Origin of the sequence: Streptomyces sp. NPDC087428, assembly GCF_044744085.1 — a bacterium.
Classification (GTDB): domain Bacteria; phylum Actinomycetota; class Actinomycetes; order Streptomycetales; family Streptomycetaceae; genus Streptomyces.
Genome location: NZ_JBIUXR010000004.1, coordinates 141159 through 158207, shown reverse-complemented (window position 1 = coordinate 158207; position 17049 = coordinate 141159). Strand labels below are relative to the sequence as shown.

General features: G+C 71.8%; 13 protein-coding genes. 4 read left to right on the top strand and 9 right to left on the bottom strand.

Annotated elements, in window-relative coordinates:
• The first annotated feature begins 134 nt into the window (after window positions 1-134).
• The gene (locus ACIO3R_RS10355; protein WP_402105009.1) at window positions 135-1073 is read left to right on the top strand and encodes an alpha/beta hydrolase family protein; all 939 of its coding nucleotides are present in this window, start codon (window positions 135-137) and stop codon (window positions 1071-1073) included.
• A gap of 298 nt (window positions 1074-1371) precedes the next feature.
• On the opposite strand, the gene ACIO3R_RS10350 is transcribed toward ACIO3R_RS10355, so the two are convergent.
• Entirely contained in the window at window positions 1372-3015 is a 1644-nt protein-coding gene (locus tag ACIO3R_RS10350; RefSeq protein ID WP_402105007.1) for a protein kinase, read from the bottom strand.
• Window positions 3016-3498: 483 nt separating this feature from the next.
• Between ACIO3R_RS10350 and ACIO3R_RS10345 the strand changes: the two genes are divergently transcribed.
• Entirely contained in the window at window positions 3499-4944 is a 1446-nt protein-coding gene (locus tag ACIO3R_RS10345) for a flavin monoamine oxidase family protein (RefSeq protein WP_385025782.1), read from the top strand.
• A gap of 27 nt (window positions 4945-4971) precedes the next feature.
• Here the strand turns inward: ACIO3R_RS10345 and ACIO3R_RS10340 are convergent, their stop codons facing one another.
• The gene (locus tag ACIO3R_RS10340) at window positions 4972-6906 is read right to left on the bottom strand and encodes a chorismate-binding protein (protein ID WP_402105005.1); all 1935 of its coding nucleotides are present in this window, start codon (window positions 6904-6906) and stop codon (window positions 4972-4974) included.
• Between the two features lie 198 nt (window positions 6907-7104).
• On the opposite strand from ACIO3R_RS10340, the gene ACIO3R_RS10335 reads away from it, so the two are divergent.
• A complete protein-coding gene (locus tag ACIO3R_RS10335) occupies window positions 7105-8286 on the top strand; it encodes an FAD-dependent monooxygenase (protein WP_402105003.1) in 1182 nt (393 codons plus the stop codon).
• A gap of 19 nt (window positions 8287-8305) precedes the next feature.
• Here the strand turns inward: ACIO3R_RS10335 and ACIO3R_RS10330 are convergent, their stop codons facing one another.
• The 7 genes from ACIO3R_RS10330 to ACIO3R_RS10300 all read right to left on the bottom strand — a co-directional run bounded on the left by ACIO3R_RS10330 (window position 8306) and on the right by ACIO3R_RS10300 (window position 16062).
• Entirely contained in the window at window positions 8306-8506 is a 201-nt protein-coding gene (locus ACIO3R_RS10330) for a 2-hydroxymuconate tautomerase (protein ID WP_385025791.1), read from the bottom strand.
• A gap of 44 nt (window positions 8507-8550) precedes the next feature.
• Window positions 8551-10851, bottom strand: coding sequence for an excinuclease ABC subunit UvrA (locus tag ACIO3R_RS10325; protein WP_402105001.1), 2301 nt, complete (start codon window positions 10849-10851; stop codon window positions 8551-8553).
• 63 nt (window positions 10852-10914) lie between these two features.
• The gene (locus ACIO3R_RS10320) at window positions 10915-12708 is read right to left on the bottom strand and encodes a gamma-glutamyltransferase family protein (RefSeq protein ID WP_402104999.1); all 1794 of its coding nucleotides are present in this window, start codon (window positions 12706-12708) and stop codon (window positions 10915-10917) included.
• A gap of 54 nt (window positions 12709-12762) precedes the next feature.
• A complete protein-coding gene (locus ACIO3R_RS10315) occupies window positions 12763-13626 on the bottom strand; it encodes a PhzF family phenazine biosynthesis protein (protein WP_402104997.1) in 864 nt (287 codons plus the stop codon).
• Complete coding sequence (locus ACIO3R_RS10310; RefSeq protein ID WP_402104996.1) at window positions 13623-14558, bottom strand: LLM class flavin-dependent oxidoreductase; 936 nt, start codon at window positions 14556-14558, stop codon at window positions 13623-13625. Before ACIO3R_RS10310 ends, ACIO3R_RS10315 begins: the two co-directional genes overlap by 4 nt.
• Before the next feature lie 50 nt (window positions 14559-14608).
• A complete protein-coding gene (locus ACIO3R_RS10305; protein ID WP_402104994.1) occupies window positions 14609-15562 on the bottom strand; it encodes a hypothetical protein in 954 nt (317 codons plus the stop codon).
• The gene (locus tag ACIO3R_RS10300) at window positions 15559-16062 is read right to left on the bottom strand and encodes a VOC family protein (RefSeq protein ID WP_385025807.1); all 504 of its coding nucleotides are present in this window, start codon (window positions 16060-16062) and stop codon (window positions 15559-15561) included. The genes ACIO3R_RS10305 and ACIO3R_RS10300 overlap by 4 nt, the downstream gene beginning before the upstream one ends.
• 254 nt (window positions 16063-16316) lie before the next feature.
• Here ACIO3R_RS10300 and ACIO3R_RS10295 point away from each other — a divergent pair, with 254 nt between their 5' ends.
• Window positions 16317-16985, top strand: coding sequence for an O-methyltransferase (locus ACIO3R_RS10295; RefSeq protein WP_402104992.1), 669 nt, complete (start codon window positions 16317-16319; stop codon window positions 16983-16985).
• Window positions 16986-17049 lie beyond the last annotated feature (64 nt).

Below are 17049 nucleotides of genomic sequence, written 5' to 3'. Positions count from 1 at the left end.
CCGGGGCGCCCGCGCCTTCGTCGACAGTGTCCCTCTCGTCGAGCAAGGCCGGGCGACGCTCGCTCAGCCCAACGCCGAGCGCGTCCTCACACTCAAGACCGCCCGAACCTGCACCACACCTGAAAGGCGTACGCATGCCCACGTACCAGGCGACCGGTCTCACCGGTCCCGAGCCCACCCCGACCGTATCGGTCAAGCCTGTCGTGCTGCGCAAACCGCAGCGCGATGAGGGCCTGCACGTACGCGTCTCCGCGCCGGCCACCGGCACCGGTCTGCCCCTCGTGCTGTTCGCCCACGGGTTCGGCTCGGACTTGGACGGCTACGCGCCGCTGGTCGACCACTGGGCTTCTCACGGCTTCGTAGTCGTCCAGGCCACCCATCTGGACTCCAAGCGGCTCGGCCTGGCCGACGACGACCCCCGCAGGCCCCGGCTGTGGCGCCATCGGGTGCACGACATGCAGCGCATCCTGGACGAGCTCGTGACTCTGGAGGAGTCCGTGCCGGGCCTGGTCGGCCGAGTTGACCACAGCCGCGCGGTCGCGGCCGGGCACTCCTTCGGCGGCCAGACCGCGGGCATCCTGGTGGGCCAGCGGGTCAAGGACCCTGATACCGGAGCCGCCGAGGACCTGTCGGACTCCCGGATCATGGGCAGCATCCAGCTGGCCACGGCCGGCAAGGGCGGCGACGAACTGACGCCGTTCGCCCACGAGAACCTTCCCTGGCTGCGGGATCAGGACTTCTCCCACATCACCGCCCCCGGACTCGTCGTCGCCGGCGACAAGGACGACCTCCCGCTCTCCACTCGGGGACCGGCCTGGACAACGGACCCCTACACCCTCAGCCGCGGCAACAAGAGCCTTCTCACCGTTCACGGCGGTGAGCACTTCCTCGGCGGTATCTCCGGCTATCGGGCGGCGGAGACCACCGACGAGGATTCCGGCCGCGTCGCTCTCGTCCAGCAGGTCACGCTCGCCTACCTGCGCCACGTCACGGGCATCGACCACGCCGACTGGGAGAAGGCCCGGGGAGTTCTGGCCGACGGCCACCCACTGGGACGACTCGAATCCAAGTGACCCCTGGACCGCAGGCAGGCGCGCTTCTGCGTCCCGGCTCCCCAGTGGGTGACCGGGCGCAGGAGACGGGGGCACGACCGCCTCGGTACCGCAGCCAACCGGATCTCCACATCGCGTCGACCACCGGCCCCAACCGGATGTGCAGTCGCTTCCCGTCTGCGACGAGGGACGGCCGACGCCCGGCCCTCGGGGCTGCGGGGCAGGATCAGCGGGGACGGCACGAGGTGCTGCGCCTGCTCGGTGGCCCCTGAGCGCGAGCGTACGCCCGCGTGGCCGGGGCTCCTTCGGCCGCGGAGGTTCAAGACCGGGCCCCCAGCGCGTCGGCGAGGAAGCGTGCCTCGTTGCGTCCGAGTCGGGTCGCGATCACGGCCTCGCCGCCGGTGAGGCGGCCGATGACGGCGACCTTGGCGAGCAGCCGGTCCTCTCCCTGGACGATCGCCAGGGAGTCCGTGGGGGCAGTCCGGCCCGTCACCCTGCCGGTCAGGGTGGTGAACGCCTTGGCGTCCTTGTCCTCGAACGCCACCCGGACCGACCATCCGCCCGGTCCGCCGTCCCCCGTGTCCTCGAACGCCGAGACCTCCCTGAACCTGGTGACCGTCATGCCGGGAGCGGTGGAGACGACCACACACTGCTGGCGGTCGTCCGAGGTGAAGCCCCGGCCCGAGGGCACCCCGGGCTGCGATGTCGCGAAGGGGGCGGCTTCGGACGCCCCGCCGCCGGGGCAGGCTCCGGGCTGCTCGCGCTCCACTTCGAGGAAGCGCACCGGCTGGTCCGGGGCCCCCGCGGCGTCCCCGTCGCCGGACCCGTCCCAGGGGCTCAGCACCAGCAGTGTGCCGGCCGACGCGGCGACCGCGGCCAGCACGCTGGCGATCAACCACACACGCCGGCCCCGTCCGGACGCCGCGGTGGGCGCCGGTCCGGGCAGGCGTGCCGTCCCGGCGGGCCCCGCCACGGCCTGCGTGGGCTCGTCCGGTCCGGTGCGCCGCGTCGGGACGGCCGGGCCGGCGGCGCCGACGTGGCGGAGCGCGTCGCGCAAGGCATCGGTGCGCTCGGCCCGGTGGCGCTCGATGGCCGCGGTCCACCGGACGTCCAGCACGCTCCCGTCACCGCGGGCCGCCGGGCCGTCACCGAGGTGGTCGGCGCAATGGGCGATCAGCTCCGCCGGCGTGGGCCGCGCCCGCGGGTTCAGATCGAGACAGGGCAGAACGAGGGCTTCCAGAGCGGGCGGAAGACCGGAGACGTCGGTCTCACCGGTTGCCGCGCGCATCAATAGCTCCAGGGCCGAGATCTCCTCGATGTCCAGGTAGGGCGGCCTCGCCGCCGCCAGGTAGTACAGAGTCGCCCCCAGGGAGAACACGTCGGACGCCTCAGTGGTCGGCTCGCCCCGGGCCTGTTCCGGCGACGCGTAGGCCACGGTGCCGAGCGCCGACTGGGTCCGGGTGAGGTCGTGCGCCTGCGAGATGCCGAAGTCGATCACGCGCGGCCCCTCCACGGGCAGCAGCACGTTCGACGGCTTGATGTCCCGGTGCACCAGCCCTGCCGAATGCAGGGAGGCCAGCGCCTCCGCCATACCGGCGGCCACCCAGTGCAGCGCGTCCGCTCCCAGCGTGCCGCAGTCCTCCACCAGCTCCTTCAGCGAGGGCGCGGGCACGTACTCCTGCGCCATCCACGGCACCTGCGCCGTGGGATCGGCGTCCACGACGCTCGCCGTGTAGACACCGCGTACCCGCTGCGCGCACGCGACCTCGCGGGCGAACCGGCGCCGGTCGTCCGCGTTGTTCGTGATCAGCGTCTTCAGCGCGACCGTACGTCCCGCCGGTGACCGCGCCAGGTACACCCGCCCCATCCCGCCGCTCGCCAGTTCGGCCAGTACCGTGAACCGTCCGACCTGCTGCCCCGGACGTACCGTTTCCGCCCCGCCCCACCGCATGCCCGTGCCCACCTGTCTCCCCGTCGTGGGGAAGCCGTAGCCCAAGCGGTCGTGCCGCACTCGACTCGACCACCCTGCATGGTCACGCACGGGACTCGAACTGCGCACGCTTTTGGCCGTGTTCATCGGTGCGAGGCAGCGGACGGCGGACCACCGGGTGCGACCGCCTCGGTGGTGTGCTCGGTGCGCACCGGCGTGATCCGCGGGTGCGCGCGTATCCGGCGGGGCGGCTGTAGTCGCGCAGGGCGGGCCGCTGACCAGTGCGCGGCACGGAGTGGCGCGTCCCTACGTATCGAGCCGTCTCGGAGAGGTGGGCGCACGGCCTGCCGGAACGCGTGCTTCCCGCGCCCTGCTCGCCGACGCCGGGCGTGCTTCCCGCGCCCTGCTCGCCGACGCCGCCGGTGCGGTGTGCGGACATGCATCGGTTGGCGGGTGGTACACGGGGCAAGAGCCGGAGGAGCACTGTTGTTCGACTGAACGGAACGGAGAACGCTCATGCGTGAAGCCACGCAGACGGAGGTACGCCGCGCCTTCGACAGCGGGATGCCGGGTCTACGGCCCCCGCGGTCCGTGATCGTCATCGGGGCCGGCCTCGCAGGCCTGGCCGTGGCCTACGAACTCGCCGCGCGCGACTGCGAGGTCACCGTCCTCGAAGCGGACACCCGGCCCGGCGGACGCGCCTACACGTTACGGGCCCCGTTCGCCGACGGGCTGCACGCGGAGGCGGGTGCGATGACGCTGACGCCGCACTGTCACTACGCGATGCACTACCTGCGCGAACTCGGGGTGGAGACGGAGACCGCCGATCTCTTCGACACCACCTTCTCCTACTTCGCCCGGGGCCGGTTCTTCGACCCCGGTCCGGAGGCGGTGGCGGCAGCGGGACTGGCACTCCACCCGCACGAGGAGAAGCTCGGCGTCGCGGGCATGATCGAGCGGTACGTGACCGCAGTCAGCGACGGCCTCCAGCCGGACCTCAGCGCCCCCGACTGGGAGGCCACCGAACTGCTCGCCCCCTACGACCGGCGATCGGTGCACCAGGTCCTCACGGACCGCGGCGCCTCCCAGGCGGCCATCGACCTCATGGAGCCCATGTTCCTGGAGATGCGCGGAGGCGACCTGAAGACGGCGTCCGCGCTTTCCTGGCTGCGCCACGAGGCGAGCCCGCACTCGCTCAGCAACGCCGACCCCCGCTGGGCGAAGGTGAAGGGCGGCACCGACCGGTTCCCGCAGGCGTTCGCGGAACGGCTCAAGAGCAGGATCAGCTACCGCCGTCCCGTGGTCCGCGTCGAACAGGACGAGGAGCGGGCCCGGGTCACCTACCTCGACCACGGCAGCCTCCAGACCATGGAAGCCGAACGGGTCGTCGTCACCGTCCCGTTCAGCGCGATCCGGCACATCGACTTCACCGACGCGGGTCTCTCCGACGCGAAGCACGACGCGATGCGCCGGGTGAAGTACTCGTCCGTCGTCCGGGTGTACCTCCAGATGCGCCGCCAGTTCTGGCCGCAGCGGAACGCGAGCTTCTCCACCGACCTGGCCATACGCTGGATACGCGACGCGACGCCCCAGCTGCCGGGACCCAGGAAGATCATGGAGTGCCTGATGACGGGGTGGCGTGCCAGGGCGGTCTCCGTCATGACGGAGGAGGAACGCCAGAACTTCGTGCTCACCGAGCTCGACCGGATGCTCCCCGGCGCCCGCGACCACTTCGAGACCGGCGCGTCCGTCTGCTGGGACGAACGGCCTTACGCGGAAGGGGCGTACATCCTTCCCGAGCGCGGACACAGCGCCCTGCTGCCAGTGATCCGCAGGCCGGAGGGGCGCGTCCACTTCGCCGGGGACCATGCCGGGTTCGAGCCCAACGGCGGCTCGATGACCTTCGCTCTGGAGTCCGCGGCCCGCACCGTCCTGGAACTCGGCCTGACCGGTACCCCCTGAGGACGGTCCGGCGGACCCCGTCCGGGTTCAGCGCAGGAGCGAGCGCAGCACGTCGGCCCCGCCGGTGGTCATGACCGACTCCGGGCGGAACTGCACGCCCCGGACGGCCGCGCCGTGCATCGCGACCAGCTCCCGCCCGTCCGGGCCCAGGCACAGGGCGGGCGGATCGCGGCGCCGCGCAGGCGCTGCGCCGGCCGGGCCGGACATGAGCGCATAGGTGTTGCGGAAGGCCGCCGTGACCGGTCGGCCGAAGACCTCGACGTCCCTGCCGAGTCCGGTGCCGGTCCTGGCCGTGACCCGTGCGTCCGGCAGCGCGGCGAGCGCGAGCAACTGGAACCCGAGCCCCACCCCGGCCACCGGGGCGCCCCCGGGCGGCCGCCCCCGCACGAGAGACGCGCTGATCTGCCGGAGCACCGCCATCCGGGGACTGCCGGGGTCGTCGGGCCGGCCCGGTCCGGAGGCCAGCAGCACGGGCCCCCGGTGCCGTGACAGGGTGTCGCACGCGTCGGGATCCTCGTACCGGACCACCTCTGCCGGGCCGTGCACCGAGGTCACCATATGGACCAGGGCGGTCAGGTCCTCCCCGCCCGGGTCGAGCACGAGCACCCGGCCGCCGCGCACCGTCGACGCGCTCACGCCCTTCGTCCAGAACGACGAGAGCGCCGCGTGCCGCCGGACCAGGACGTCATGAACGGGCCCGTGGGCGTCCGTACCGTCGCCGCCCGGCCCGCGGCGCAGGGGGGAGGCCACCAGGGGAGGCTGCGTCGTGAGAGCCGCCAGCAGGGCAGCCGCCTTGGTCCGCGTCTCGGCCGCCTCCGACTCAGGCGACGACCGGCTGCCGACGGTCGCCCCCACCGACAGCCGTGCGCGGCCCAGGTGATCGATGTCCAGGGTGCGTATCACCGCCGCGGAGTCCAGCTCCTCGTCCCCCCGGCCGTCGCGGCCCATCAGCGCGAGGAGCCCGCCGTAGTAGCCCCGGCCGGTCGTCTCGTAACGGTGGATGGCCCGGCACGCCTCGGCGAACGGGCTGCCCACCGCGGTGGAGGCGAACAGTGCCCGCGAGAGGGTCTCGCGGGCACTCGCCACCGAGGGGCCGCTGATCCGGCACTGCGTGTGCAGCAGATGGGCCATCCTCCGCAGGAACGGCCCCTCCACCCGTACACCCGGGCCGGCCAGCGCGCACAGCACCGTCAGCTCCGCGTCCACCGTGGTCGCCAGCTGCTCTGACTCCTTGCGGTCGGCGAGGAAGGCGAGCAGTTCCCCGGTACGCGGCCCGTGGGGCGGATAGCGGTACGTACCGCACAGGGGGTTCATCACCACCCGGCGGCCCTCGATGGCCACGTGGCCCTGCGGGGTCGCTCCCACCAGCGTGGTGGGCCGCTCACCCCCGGTGTGCACCAGGAACGTCCAGTACGCTCCCGACTCGGTGGCCAGCAACCGCCGGAACAGCTCCACCGCGACCGCCGGGCGGAAGCCGGGCAGCCGGGCGGTGTAGTCGCGCCGGAGCAGGACGTTCAACCCCCCGCGGGCCGCGTCAGAGGCGGCGAACTCCCGTACCAGCCTCTCGTAGTGCGCGTCGTCCGTGGTGAAACCCGCGTCCTGCCACCGCACCGGCGCGCCGAGGCGGCGCGTGAGCGCCCCCTCCGGCAGTACGTGGTGCTCGGAGATCCGCAGGACGCGCAGGGGGGTCTGGTCGTCGTGGCATCGCAGGCCGTGCTCGGCCAGCTGCCGGAAGGGCAGCAGGGCCAGGGCGCCGGGCCCCCGGGAGGCGTCGGCCGGTCCGGCCTCGTCCAGCGAGCGGACGGTCTCCATCTTCCCGAACAACACCTCCACCGGGCCCGGTCCGTGCCCATCGGCGCGCTGCCTGCGCAACAGGGCGAAGGGCGGCGGGGCCGCTCCGTACAGCCGCTCCAGTACGCGAACGCCGCTCATGCCGGTGACGTCGAAGTGCGTCGGTCCCATGTCCGGTCCCCTTCCCGGCCCGCCGGACGCCGACCGGTCTGATTCAACTGGTGCCCCAGCGGACAGGAGGTATGGCCTGACGGGCTTCGAATCGCCCATCAGCAGGGCCACTTGCTGCCGCCGGTCCGATTGCGCAGGTCGGCCGCGAGGCCGGTCCGCGCGCCACCGAGTCACTCGACCGAGTCCCCGTGAGGTGTCATGCGTATCGCGATCATCGGAGCCGGCCCCGGCGGTCTCTACACGGCCGCGCTCGTCAAGCGGCTCCGGCCCACGTGCGAGATCGACGTCTGGGAGGCCAACGCCCCCGACGAGACCTTCGGTTTCGGTGTGGTCTTCTCCGAAGGGGCGCTCGGCGGTATCGAGGCGGCCGACCCCCGGCTGTTCGCCCGCCTCGCCGCCGCATGCGAGCAGTGGTCCAGGATCGACGTCCACCACCGCGGCCGGATCGTGCGCAACGGGGGCTACCGCTTCTCCGCGATCGGCCGGCGCGTCCTGCTGAGCATGCTGCGCACGCGCTGCACGGAACTGGGCGTGACCATCCGCTACGGCACGCGCGCCCCCGAAGCGGCCCTGCTGGCCGGGACGTACGACCTGGTGGTGGCGGCCGACGGCGTCAACTCCTCGACGCGTGACGCCCACCGCGAGGAGTTCGGCACCGAAAGGGGCGAGCGCGGATCGCGGTACCTGTGGCTGGGCACCGACCGGACCTTCACCGCCCTGACCTTCGCCGTCGCCGACACGGAGTTCGGCTCGATGCACGCACACGCCTACCCCTACGCCCCCGGACTCGGCACGTTCATCGCCGAGGTCGACGACCACGTCTGGGAGGCCGCCGGGTTCACCGGGCGAGGAGCCGGCACGCCGGGCGGCGGCCGGGCCGACGCCGACCGGATCGCCGGATTCTTCGTCGACGTACTGGAGGGCCACCGGCTGCGGACGAACAAGTCGCGGTGGGGGCGCTTCGCCGTCGTCCGCAACCGGCGCTGGAGCCACGGCACCGTCGCCCTCCTCGGGGACAGCGCGCACACCACGCACTTCTCCATCGGATCGGGGACCAGGCTGGCCATGGAGGACGGCCTGGCCCTCGCCCTGGCCCTCGACGAACACGGGGCGGTGCCCGAGGCGCTCATCGCCTACGAGGCGGAGCGCAGGCCGGACACGGAGTCCATGCAGCGCACCGCACGGATCAGCCAGGAGTGGTTCGGGGAACTGGACCGGTACACGGACCTGGGCCTGGAGGCGTTCAACGCCCACCTGATCACCCGCAGCGGGCGGCTCACCCAGGACGACCTGCCGTCATGGTCCCCGGACCGCGTCGACCTGATCCGCGACCGCTTCGCCCGCGCCGACAGCCGGCCGCGCGGCACCGCCTCCCGCTGACCCGGCGCTCACCTCCGGGTCACGAGGGGGTGGAGCGCCGCTCGGCCACCGACCTGCCGCCCACGAACCAGTGCGTCGGCGACACCTCCTCCACGATCACCCGCACGGCGTCCACCGGGGTGCCGAGGGTCTCGTGCACCGCGGCGGTGAGCGCCCGGCTCAGGGACGCCACCTCCTGCGGCGACCGTCCGTCCAGCAGCGTGACGTGGATGAGAGGCATCCCGAACTCCTTCCGGTGGATGCGTGCCGCGGATGAGGCGTGCTTCAGGACGACGCGTTCTTCCGGTCGCGCAAGTCCGCGGCGAGACTGCGGCCCGTGTGCGAGTCCGCCGTCCGGGCCAGTTCGGCGGGCGTGCCCTCGAACACCACCCGTCCCCCGTGGGCGCCGGCCTCCGGACCGAGATCGACGACCCAGTCGGCGTGCTTGACCACGTCGAGGTCGTGCTCGATGACGATCACGGTGTTGTCGCTGTCCACGAGCCGGTCGAAGAGCTCCAGCAGCCGGCCGATGTCGCTCATGTGCAGGCCGGTGGTCGGCTCGTCGAAGACGTAGACGCTGCCTGTCTCCTTGAGCCGGTGCGCCAGCTTGAGGCGTTGCCGCTCGCCGCCGGAGAGCGTGGACAGCGGCTGGCCCAGGGTCAGGTAGCCGAGTCCGACCTCGGTGAGGAGGGACAGCCGCCGCAGGGCGGGCGCGTCGTCGAAGAAGCCCGCCGCCTCCTCGGCCGTCATGTCCAGGACGTCGACGACGGTCTTGCCGTCCACGGTGTGGCGCAGGGCCTCGTCGTTGAACCGCCGGCCGTCGCAGCGCTCGCACACGGTGGTGACGGGGTCCATGAAGGCCAGGTCCGTCTCGATGACGCCCTTGCCCCCGCACCCCGGGCAGGCGCCTTCCGAGTTGAAGCTGAACAGGCCCGGCTTCTCGCCGGAGGCGCGGGCGAACCGCCGCCGCAGGATGTCCATGATGTCGGTGTACGTGGCCGGGTTGGAACGCGGGGAGATGCCGACCGACGACTGGTCGATCACGATGGCCCCGGGGTGCTGCGCGGTGAATACCTTGGAAATGAGGGTGCTCTTGCCGGAACCGGCCACACCGGTCACCGCGGTCAGCACCCCGGTGGGGATGTCGACCGTGACATCGCGCAGATTGTGCAGGTGGGCGTCGCGAACAGTCAGGGCGCCGGTGGGGGAGCGGTACCGCTTCCTGAGCCCGGGGATGCTCCTCAGCTGCTTGCCGGTAACGGTACGGGACCTGCGCAGACCGGCCGGGGTGCCCTCGAACGTCACCTCGCCGCCGTCGCGGCCGGCCCCGGGGCCCATGTCGATGACGTGGTCGGCGATCGCGATGACGTCCCGGTCGTGCTCCACGACCAGCACGGTGTTCCCCTTGTCGCGCAGCGCGAGCAGGATCTCGTTCATGCGGCGCACGTCGCGCGGGTGGAGGCCGACACTGGGCTCGTCGAAGATGTAGGTGAGACCGGTCAGGCTGCTGCTCAGGTGCCGCACCATCTTGAGCCGTTGGGCCTCGCCGCCGGACAGGGACGTGGTCTGCCGCCCGAGGGACAGATAGCCGAGCCCGACGGACGTGATGCGTTCCAGCGCGGCTCGGGCGCCGGCCAGCACCGGCTTGACGGCCGGCGTGTCCACACGGGCGAGCCGCTCGGTCAGCTCGGTGATCTCCAGCGCGGCGAAGTCCGCGATGTTGTCCCCGTCGATGCGCGACGCGAGGGCCGCCCTGTTGAGCCGGCCGCCGCGGCAGACGGCGCAGGGGCCCCGGGTCACCACCCGTTCGATCGCCTCGCGTTCCCTGCCCTTCGCGTGGTCCAGTCCGGGTGTGACGTACCGGCGGGTGAAGCGCTTGACGATCCCCTCGTACTCGTTCTTGTACACACCGTTGCGGCCGGCCCGGTCGACGGTGAACCCCTGTCCGTACAGCAGCAGTTCGCGGTCCTTCGCGGAGAAGTCGCGTAACGGCAGGTCCGGGTCGAAGAGCCCGGACTCGCCGTAGAGCTGCCACTGGAAGGTGCCGACCGCGAACGACGGGAAGCCGATGGCCCCCTCGTTGAGGCTCCTGCTCTCGTCGAGCAGCCGGTCGAGTTCCAGCCGCACCGTCGTGCCGAGCCCCTGGCACGCCTCGCACATACCGCGCGGGTCGTTGTAGGAGTACAGGTGGGAGGGGCCCGCGCTCGGGCTGCCCGCGCGGGAGAAGAGCACCCGCAGCATGGGCAGGATCTCCGTCATCGTGCCGACCGTCGAGCGTGCGTTGCCGCCGACCTGCCGCTGGTCGATGACGATCGCCGTGGAGAGGTTCTCCATCACCTCGGCGTCCGGCCGCTCGTACTTGGGCATCCGGTTGCGGACGAAAGCCGGCAGGGTCTCGTTGAGCTGCCGCTGGGACTCGACCGCGATGGTGTCGAACACCACCGAGGACTTCCCCGAACCGGAGACCCCGGTGAAGACGGTCAGCTTCCTCTTCGGAATGCGCAGGTCGATGCCCTTGAGATTGTTCTGCCTGGCCTCGCCCAGAACGATGAAGTCTTCCGGGTCGGGCTTCCGGTGAGCCGCCATGTCAGCCCCTTCCATAGCCGGACGGGTGGTTTCCCTGCGGAAATCATTTCATGTGCTCCCCTCCTACCCGGCGACCGCGTAGGCCTGCGCGCCGCGTGGGCTGGCCGCTCCGAGCACCAGGCCGTCGCCCGTCAGACCGGTGGCGCACACCTTGCCCAGCGAGTAGTCGGGCGCTGTCTCCACCTCGTGTCCCCGGCGCCGCAGCAGCTCCAGTTCCTCAGCCGGCCAGCCGCTCTCCAGCACCACGGTTCCGGGGCGGAACCGGCGCGGGGCGAACGACGTGGGTACGTGGTCGGTGTGGAAGGTCCGCGCCTCCACGGCCGCCTGCGGGCTCATGCCGTGGTCCACGTGGTTGAGGAAGAAGCCCAGGGTCCACTGGTCCTGCTGGTCGCCGCCGGGTGTGCCGAACGCCAGGTACGGCTGCCCGTCCCGCAGGACCATGGTCGGGCTGAGCGTGGTCCGCGGGCGCTTTCCCGGCGCCAGTGTGTTGCTGTGACCAGGCATCAGCGTGGCCATCTGGCCGCGGGTCCCGAGGGGGAAGCCCAGCCCCGGTACCACCGGAGAGCTCTTGAGCCAGCCGCCGCTGGGCGTCGCCACCACCATGTTGCCCGCGGCGTCGGTGGCGGTGACGCAGCAGGTGTCCCCGGTGGAGGCGGTCAGCTTCATGATGGCCGGAATGCCCTGCTCCAGCTCACCCAGCCAGGCCGGGTGTGCCGGTGCGGCACTCTCGTCGTGCAGCGGCGGGAGCAGGGGCTCGCGCCGGTCGGGCCGGCCGGGCCGCAGCTCGAGCGAGGCCTCGGACCCGATGAGCGCGCGCCGTTCGGCGGCGTACGCGGGGTCCAGCAGGGCTCGTAGCGGCACGTCCGCGTGGGCCGGGTCGCCGTACCACGCCTCGCGGTCTGCGAACGCGAGCTTGGCGGCCTCGACCACCGTGTGCACGTACGCGGCGCTGCCCGGTCCCATCCCGGTCAGGTCGAAGCCCTCCAGCAGTGCCAGTTGCTGGAGGAAGACCGGGCCCTGCGACCACGGGCCCGCCTTGTGCACGGTGTGGCCCCGGTACTCCAGGCTCAGCGACTGCTCCAGCCCCGGCCGCCAGGCGGCCAGGTCCGCGCCGGTCAGCAATCCGCCGTTGCGCCGTCCGGTGGAGTCCATCTCCTCGGCCTTGGCGAGATACGTGTCGATCGCCTCCGCCACGAAGCCGGTGTGGAACGTCTCCGCCGCCGCGTCCATCCGGCCCTCGCGGTCCCGCCCCGACGCCTGTGCCTCGCTGATGACGCGCCGGAAGGTCCGGGCCAGTACGGGGTTGGTGACCCGCTCCCCGGCGCGCGGGGCGACGCCCCGCCTCAGGTACGTGCGGCCCGACTCCGTCCAGGTGTCGCGGAAGAGTTCCGACAGCGCGCCGATCATGGCCGCCGCCTTGGGCAGCAGGGGGTAGCCCCGTTCCGCGTACCCGATGGCGGGCTCCAGCACGACCTCCAGCGGAAGCGTGCCGTACTCCTTCAGCAGCCGGAGCCAGGCGCTGAAGGCCCCCGGTACCACGGCCGGCAGCAGCCCGGAACCGGGCACCACGGCCAGGCCCCGCCCGGTGAAGGCGTCCACGGTCGCCGCCGCGGGCATCGGTCCCTGACCGCAGATGACGTCGACCCGGCCGGACCCGGAACGGTGGGCGAGGATGGGCACGTCACCGCCCGGCCCGTTGAGGTGCGGTTCCACCACCTGGATGACGAAGGCGGCGGCGGCCGCGGCGTCGAAGGCGTTGCCGCCGCGGTCGAACATAGACATGCCGGCGGTGGAGGCCAGCCAGTGAGTGGACGCCACGGCACCGCGGGTGCCGTGCAGTTCCGGTCGGAAGAGCACGTGGGAAGTCCCTTTCTCTTCGTACGAGATCTCGGCGGGCGGGTCGTCCGGCGGTCAGGGCCGTCTCGGTGCGTTCAGCAGGCCGGACGCGGTGGCGGTGACCCGGCCGTGGACCGTGGCGGCCGCGGCCCGGCCCTCCCGCACGTCCACGGTGCACGAGAGGGTGGCGGGCCGGCCCAGGCCCTCGCCCTGGAGGACCCGGTAGGTGTGGTGGCCGTCGGTGCCGGGCAATGCCTTCTCCCGGGCCAGCCAGGCGCCCAGCCCCAGGGCGGCGGAGGCGCAGGCCGGGTCTTCCGGCATGCCGTATCCGGGCGCGAACACCCGGACACGGGCGGTCCGGCTCTCGTGGTCGTACGCGACGAGCACCGCGTCGGGGCAGTTCTCCCAGACCGGGTCGGTCAGGTCGGCCCCTGCTCCGGCCAGCGCCTCCTCGCGCACCGGCAGAAAGTGGAAGGCCGGTCCGAAGCCGGTCAGGTGCGGCGTCGCGGAGAGGTCGGAGCCGGACAGGCCGCACGCCGCCAGGAGCGGGTGTGGATCCCACTCGGGCCGCAGCAGCGGCGCCCCCTCGACGGCCAGGGCGGAGCCGTCGGCCCCGGCCGTCACGGTGAGCTGCCGGCCGCCGCACTCCTGTACCGCCTCGCCGGGTGCCAGCCGTCCGTTACGGACCAGCACACTGGCCGTGCCCACCGCGCTGTGGCCCCCGAACGGCGACTCCCCGGCCGGTGTCATCACCCGGACCCGGTAGGTGGACCCGGGGAGGCCGGGCGGCAGGACGAACGCCGTCTCTGTCAGGGCGATCTCCCGGGCGACGGCGAGCATGTCCCCTTCCGAGAGCTCCTGCGCGTCGGGTACGACACCGAGGGCACAGCCGTCGAACGGGTTGTCGGTGAACATGTCGACGATCTCGTATCCGATCATCGTCCGCCTCCTGCGGTGGTCTGCGGTGCGGTGGCGCCCGTGGTCCGCGGGCGGGGGAGAAGCACCTCCTCCGCGACGGCCTCCAGCACGCGCTGATCGCCCTGGTACGGGAAGGACGCGCGCGGCCAGTGCACGACCAGGTCGGTGATGCCCAGCTCGCCGAACCGGCCCACCGCGTCCCGGTAGGACTCGACGGAGTCGAGCACTCCGCCGACCAGGGCACCGGTCAGCAGAAGCCGGTTCAGCGTGGCCGGGTCGCGTCCGACCGCGGCGCAGGCGGTGTCCAGGCGGTCCAGTTGGCGAGCGATGTCGGGCAGCGCCTTCTCGTAGGGCAGGGCGTCGAAGCGGCCCGGTGGCCCCGCGGTGACCCAGGTGTCCGCCTGCCGGGCCGCCAGCCACATGCCGCGCGGACCGGTCGCGGCGACGGCGAACGGCGCCCTCGGGCGCGTCAGGCACCCCGGGTTCAGGGGCACGTCGCGGAAGTCGTAGTGGGTGCCCGCGTACGAGGAGACCCGGCCGGTGAGCAGCCGGTCCAGCGCCTCGACGAACTCGGCGAAGCGGTCGGCGCGTTGCCGCGCGGTGCGTTCGGTGGGGTCCACCACCCGGTCGTCCAGGCCGCCCGCCCCGGCACCCAGGCCGCAGACGAACCGGCCCCCGGCGATGTCCTCCAGCGACATCAGTTCCTTCGCTAGCGTCACCGGATGGCGGTAGGTGGGGGTGGCGACCATCGTGCCCAGCGTGATCCGCGAGGTGACGGCGGCAGCGGCGGCCAGTGTGGGCACGCAGGCGAACCAGGGCTCGTCACGCAGCCACCGCCACATCAACTGGTCGTACGTCCAGGCATGGTCGAAGCCGAGGCGCTCGGCCAGGACCCACTGTTCGCGAGCCTGCGACCAGCGCCGTTCGGGCAGGATCACCACTCCGTGACGCATTCGTTCCTCACTCCCTTCCGTGTCGGGCGTCTCCGTGCGGCGACGGCCGGTCAGGGTGCTGTGCTGTGCAGCACCTTCGGTTTGAGCTGCCCGGCCGCGACGTCGATCCGGCTCAGGGCCGCGTGGAAGCCCCTCTCGTAGCGCCGCACCTCCGCGCTCCGCAGTTCGTCGGGCAAGGCCGCGTCCTCCTCCGGCGTGAGGCCCGGGTAGAGCCCGTTGGTCGCGACGTCGAGCGAGATCGCCCGCAGCCGGCTCCGTAACTGGTCGACCAGCTCCACCGCGCCGACCGGCGTCCGCAGGGTCAGGAAGTAGTGGTCGTAGAGCAGCGCCTGCGTCTCGGGGCGCGTCGGCGTGGTCTCCGTGGCGGACTCCTGCAGCAGGGACCGGCCACCGGGCACCAATTTGGCCGCCACCCCCGCGTGCACCGTGTGGTACATCTGCACGGCGCGATTGAACGCCTGGCCCTCGGGCGTGCCGCTCCACTCCGTCTTCTTGCCCCTCAGCAGACCCCGTACGGGCACGAAGTCCGGGGCCCAGGTGCCGCTGAAGCTTCGGTGCTGGAGGTACATGCTGGGCCGGATGACCGTGCCGTACACGTCGGCCGGGCACGAGCTGGTGTAGAGCAGCATCGAGGTGTAGGCGTCGGTGAGGTCCGTCATCACGCGCAGGGACGGGGTGGGATCGGTCCGGACGCGGGCCTGGTACAGGGCGTGTGCGGTCAGCTGCCAGACGGCGAACGTGGCCTGGTGCCCCGTGATCCAGCGGAACCAGAAGAGCTGGTGGGAGAAGTCGGTCGTGGACAGGGGAGCCCCCGTCCGCCGGCAGACCGTGCTCCGGTCCACGAGGGACTCGTCGGCCGGCAGCACGTCGGGTATGCCGTGCCCGGCCCCGGACGTCGGCGGTTCTGCCAGGGTCAGCGGTTCCAGGCCGTACGGGAAGTCCCCGAAGTCCCAGCCGTCGGGTACGGGCAGTTCGGTCACGGTGCGGTGGACACCCCTGTTCATCGGTCTCCTCCCGGCGGGACGTAGGCGAACTCGAATTCCAGCCCGTTGACGTCCAGGACGTAGCAGCTCTGCACGCCGTCCGCGTCGGTGACGATGTCGGTGGGCCGTTCCTCGCCGGCGAAGGTGTAGCGGCCGGACTCGTACAGGTGGAACCAGCGGTCACGCCAGGCTCGGAGCTCCTCGGCCGATCCGGTGGCCAGGCAGATGTGCTGGAACTGGCGGGTGTTGGCGCCGGGGACGGCGTCGTCGTGCCCGGTACGTTCGAAGAGGTGGAAGCGCAGCCCGGCCACCGCCAGCTCGGTCAGCCGGGTGATGCCGGGCAGACGGCTCAGAGTGAGCTCGGAGAAGGTGTCCAGGGTCCAGTTCGGCCGGCAGCCGAAGAACTCCTGGTACCAGGCGACGGAGTTGTCGAGGTCGCCCGTCTGCACCCCCACGTGGTGAAGCTCCGGTACGAGATCGAGGCCCGTCGGTCGCTCGGTCGCGGTCTGGGTTCGAGGCAAGGTACTGCGCTCCTTTCGTTCCGAGAGAGATCGATTATTTTCTTTTTCCATTCAGGCTAGCGATTGCCCGGAAATCCGGTCAGGTAACGAAGAGGAATCCCTGGATTTTTATGATGTGGCGGCCAGGGCTTCATGGGAAAGATGTTCAGGGCAGCCCAAAGCTGCGGGTCGGGCATTGGTGAAGCGTCATCAAGTCTTGTGAAATTTCCTTGATTGCTTGCCCGGTACCGTCCTTTCCGGGGAATACTGGTGTCATGACACAGAATCAGTGGAGTTTGGTGGACGACTACTTCGATTCGGTTCTCGGCGACGAGGACCCCGCACTGGCGGCCGCTGCCCAGGCGCACGTCGCCTTCGATCTCCCCGATATCGGGGTATCCCGGCCCCAGGGCAAACTGCTGCACCTGCTGGCCCGTATCCAGGGTGCCGAGCGCATTCTCGAGATAGGCACCTTCGGCGGGTACAGCACCATCTGGCTCGCCCGTGCGCTGCCCCCCGGCGGGCGGCTGGTCACCATCGAGTGGGAGCGGACGTTCGCCGAGGCCGCCGCCGGCCACCTGGAACAGGCCGGCGTCGCCGCCGTCGTCGACCAGCACGTGGGCCGGGCACTCGACATCCTGCCCGCCCTCGCGGAAGCCGGCGGCCCGCCGTTCGACCTGGTCTTCATCGACGCCAACAAGCCCGACACCCCGGAGTACTTCACCTGGGCGCTCGAACTCTCCCGTCCGGGCGGAGTGATTGTCGTCGACAACGTCGTGCTCGGCGGAGCGGTCGGCGAAGCCGGCAACCCGGACGGAGGTGTCCGGGGAATGCGGCGGTTCCACGAGATGCTGGCCGCCGAGCCCCGGGTCAGCGCCACCTCGATCCAGACGGTCGGAGACAAGGGATACGACGGGTTCACCCTGGCGCTGATCCTGCCCTGACGCGCCGCAGGGCCTTCGGGGGCGGCGGACCGGACACCGGCCGCAAGCCGCCCCCGAAGGCGGT

Excerpts from the sequence above, each read along its gene's own strand:
- ACIO3R_RS10355 (WP_402105009.1), top strand. The coding sequence starts at position 135 with ATGCCCACGTACCAGGCGACCGGTCTCACCGGTCCCGAGCCCACCCCG.
- ACIO3R_RS10345 (WP_385025782.1), top strand. The coding sequence starts at position 3,499 with ATGCGTGAAGCCACGCAGACGGAGGTACGCCGCGCCTTCGACAGCGGG.
- ACIO3R_RS10340 (WP_402105005.1), bottom strand. The coding sequence starts at position 6,906 with ATGGGACCGACGCACTTCGACGTCACCGGCATGAGCGGCGTTCGCGTA.
- ACIO3R_RS10335 (WP_402105003.1), top strand. The coding sequence starts at position 7,105 with ATGCGTATCGCGATCATCGGAGCCGGCCCCGGCGGTCTCTACACGGCC.
- ACIO3R_RS10330 (WP_385025791.1), bottom strand. The coding sequence starts at position 8,506 with ATGCCTCTCATCCACGTCACGCTGCTGGACGGACGGTCGCCGCAGGAG.
- ACIO3R_RS10325 (WP_402105001.1), bottom strand. The coding sequence starts at position 10,851 with ATGGCGGCTCACCGGAAGCCCGACCCGGAAGACTTCATCGTTCTGGGC.
- ACIO3R_RS10315 (WP_402104997.1), bottom strand. The coding sequence starts at position 13,626 with ATGATCGGATACGAGATCGTCGACATGTTCACCGACAACCCGTTCGAC.
- ACIO3R_RS10310 (WP_402104996.1), bottom strand. The coding sequence starts at position 14,558 with ATGCGTCACGGAGTGGTGATCCTGCCCGAACGGCGCTGGTCGCAGGCT.
- ACIO3R_RS10305 (WP_402104994.1), bottom strand. The coding sequence starts at position 15,562 with ATGAACAGGGGTGTCCACCGCACCGTGACCGAACTGCCCGTACCCGAC.
- ACIO3R_RS10295 (WP_402104992.1), top strand. The coding sequence starts at position 16,317 with ATGACACAGAATCAGTGGAGTTTGGTGGACGACTACTTCGATTCGGTT.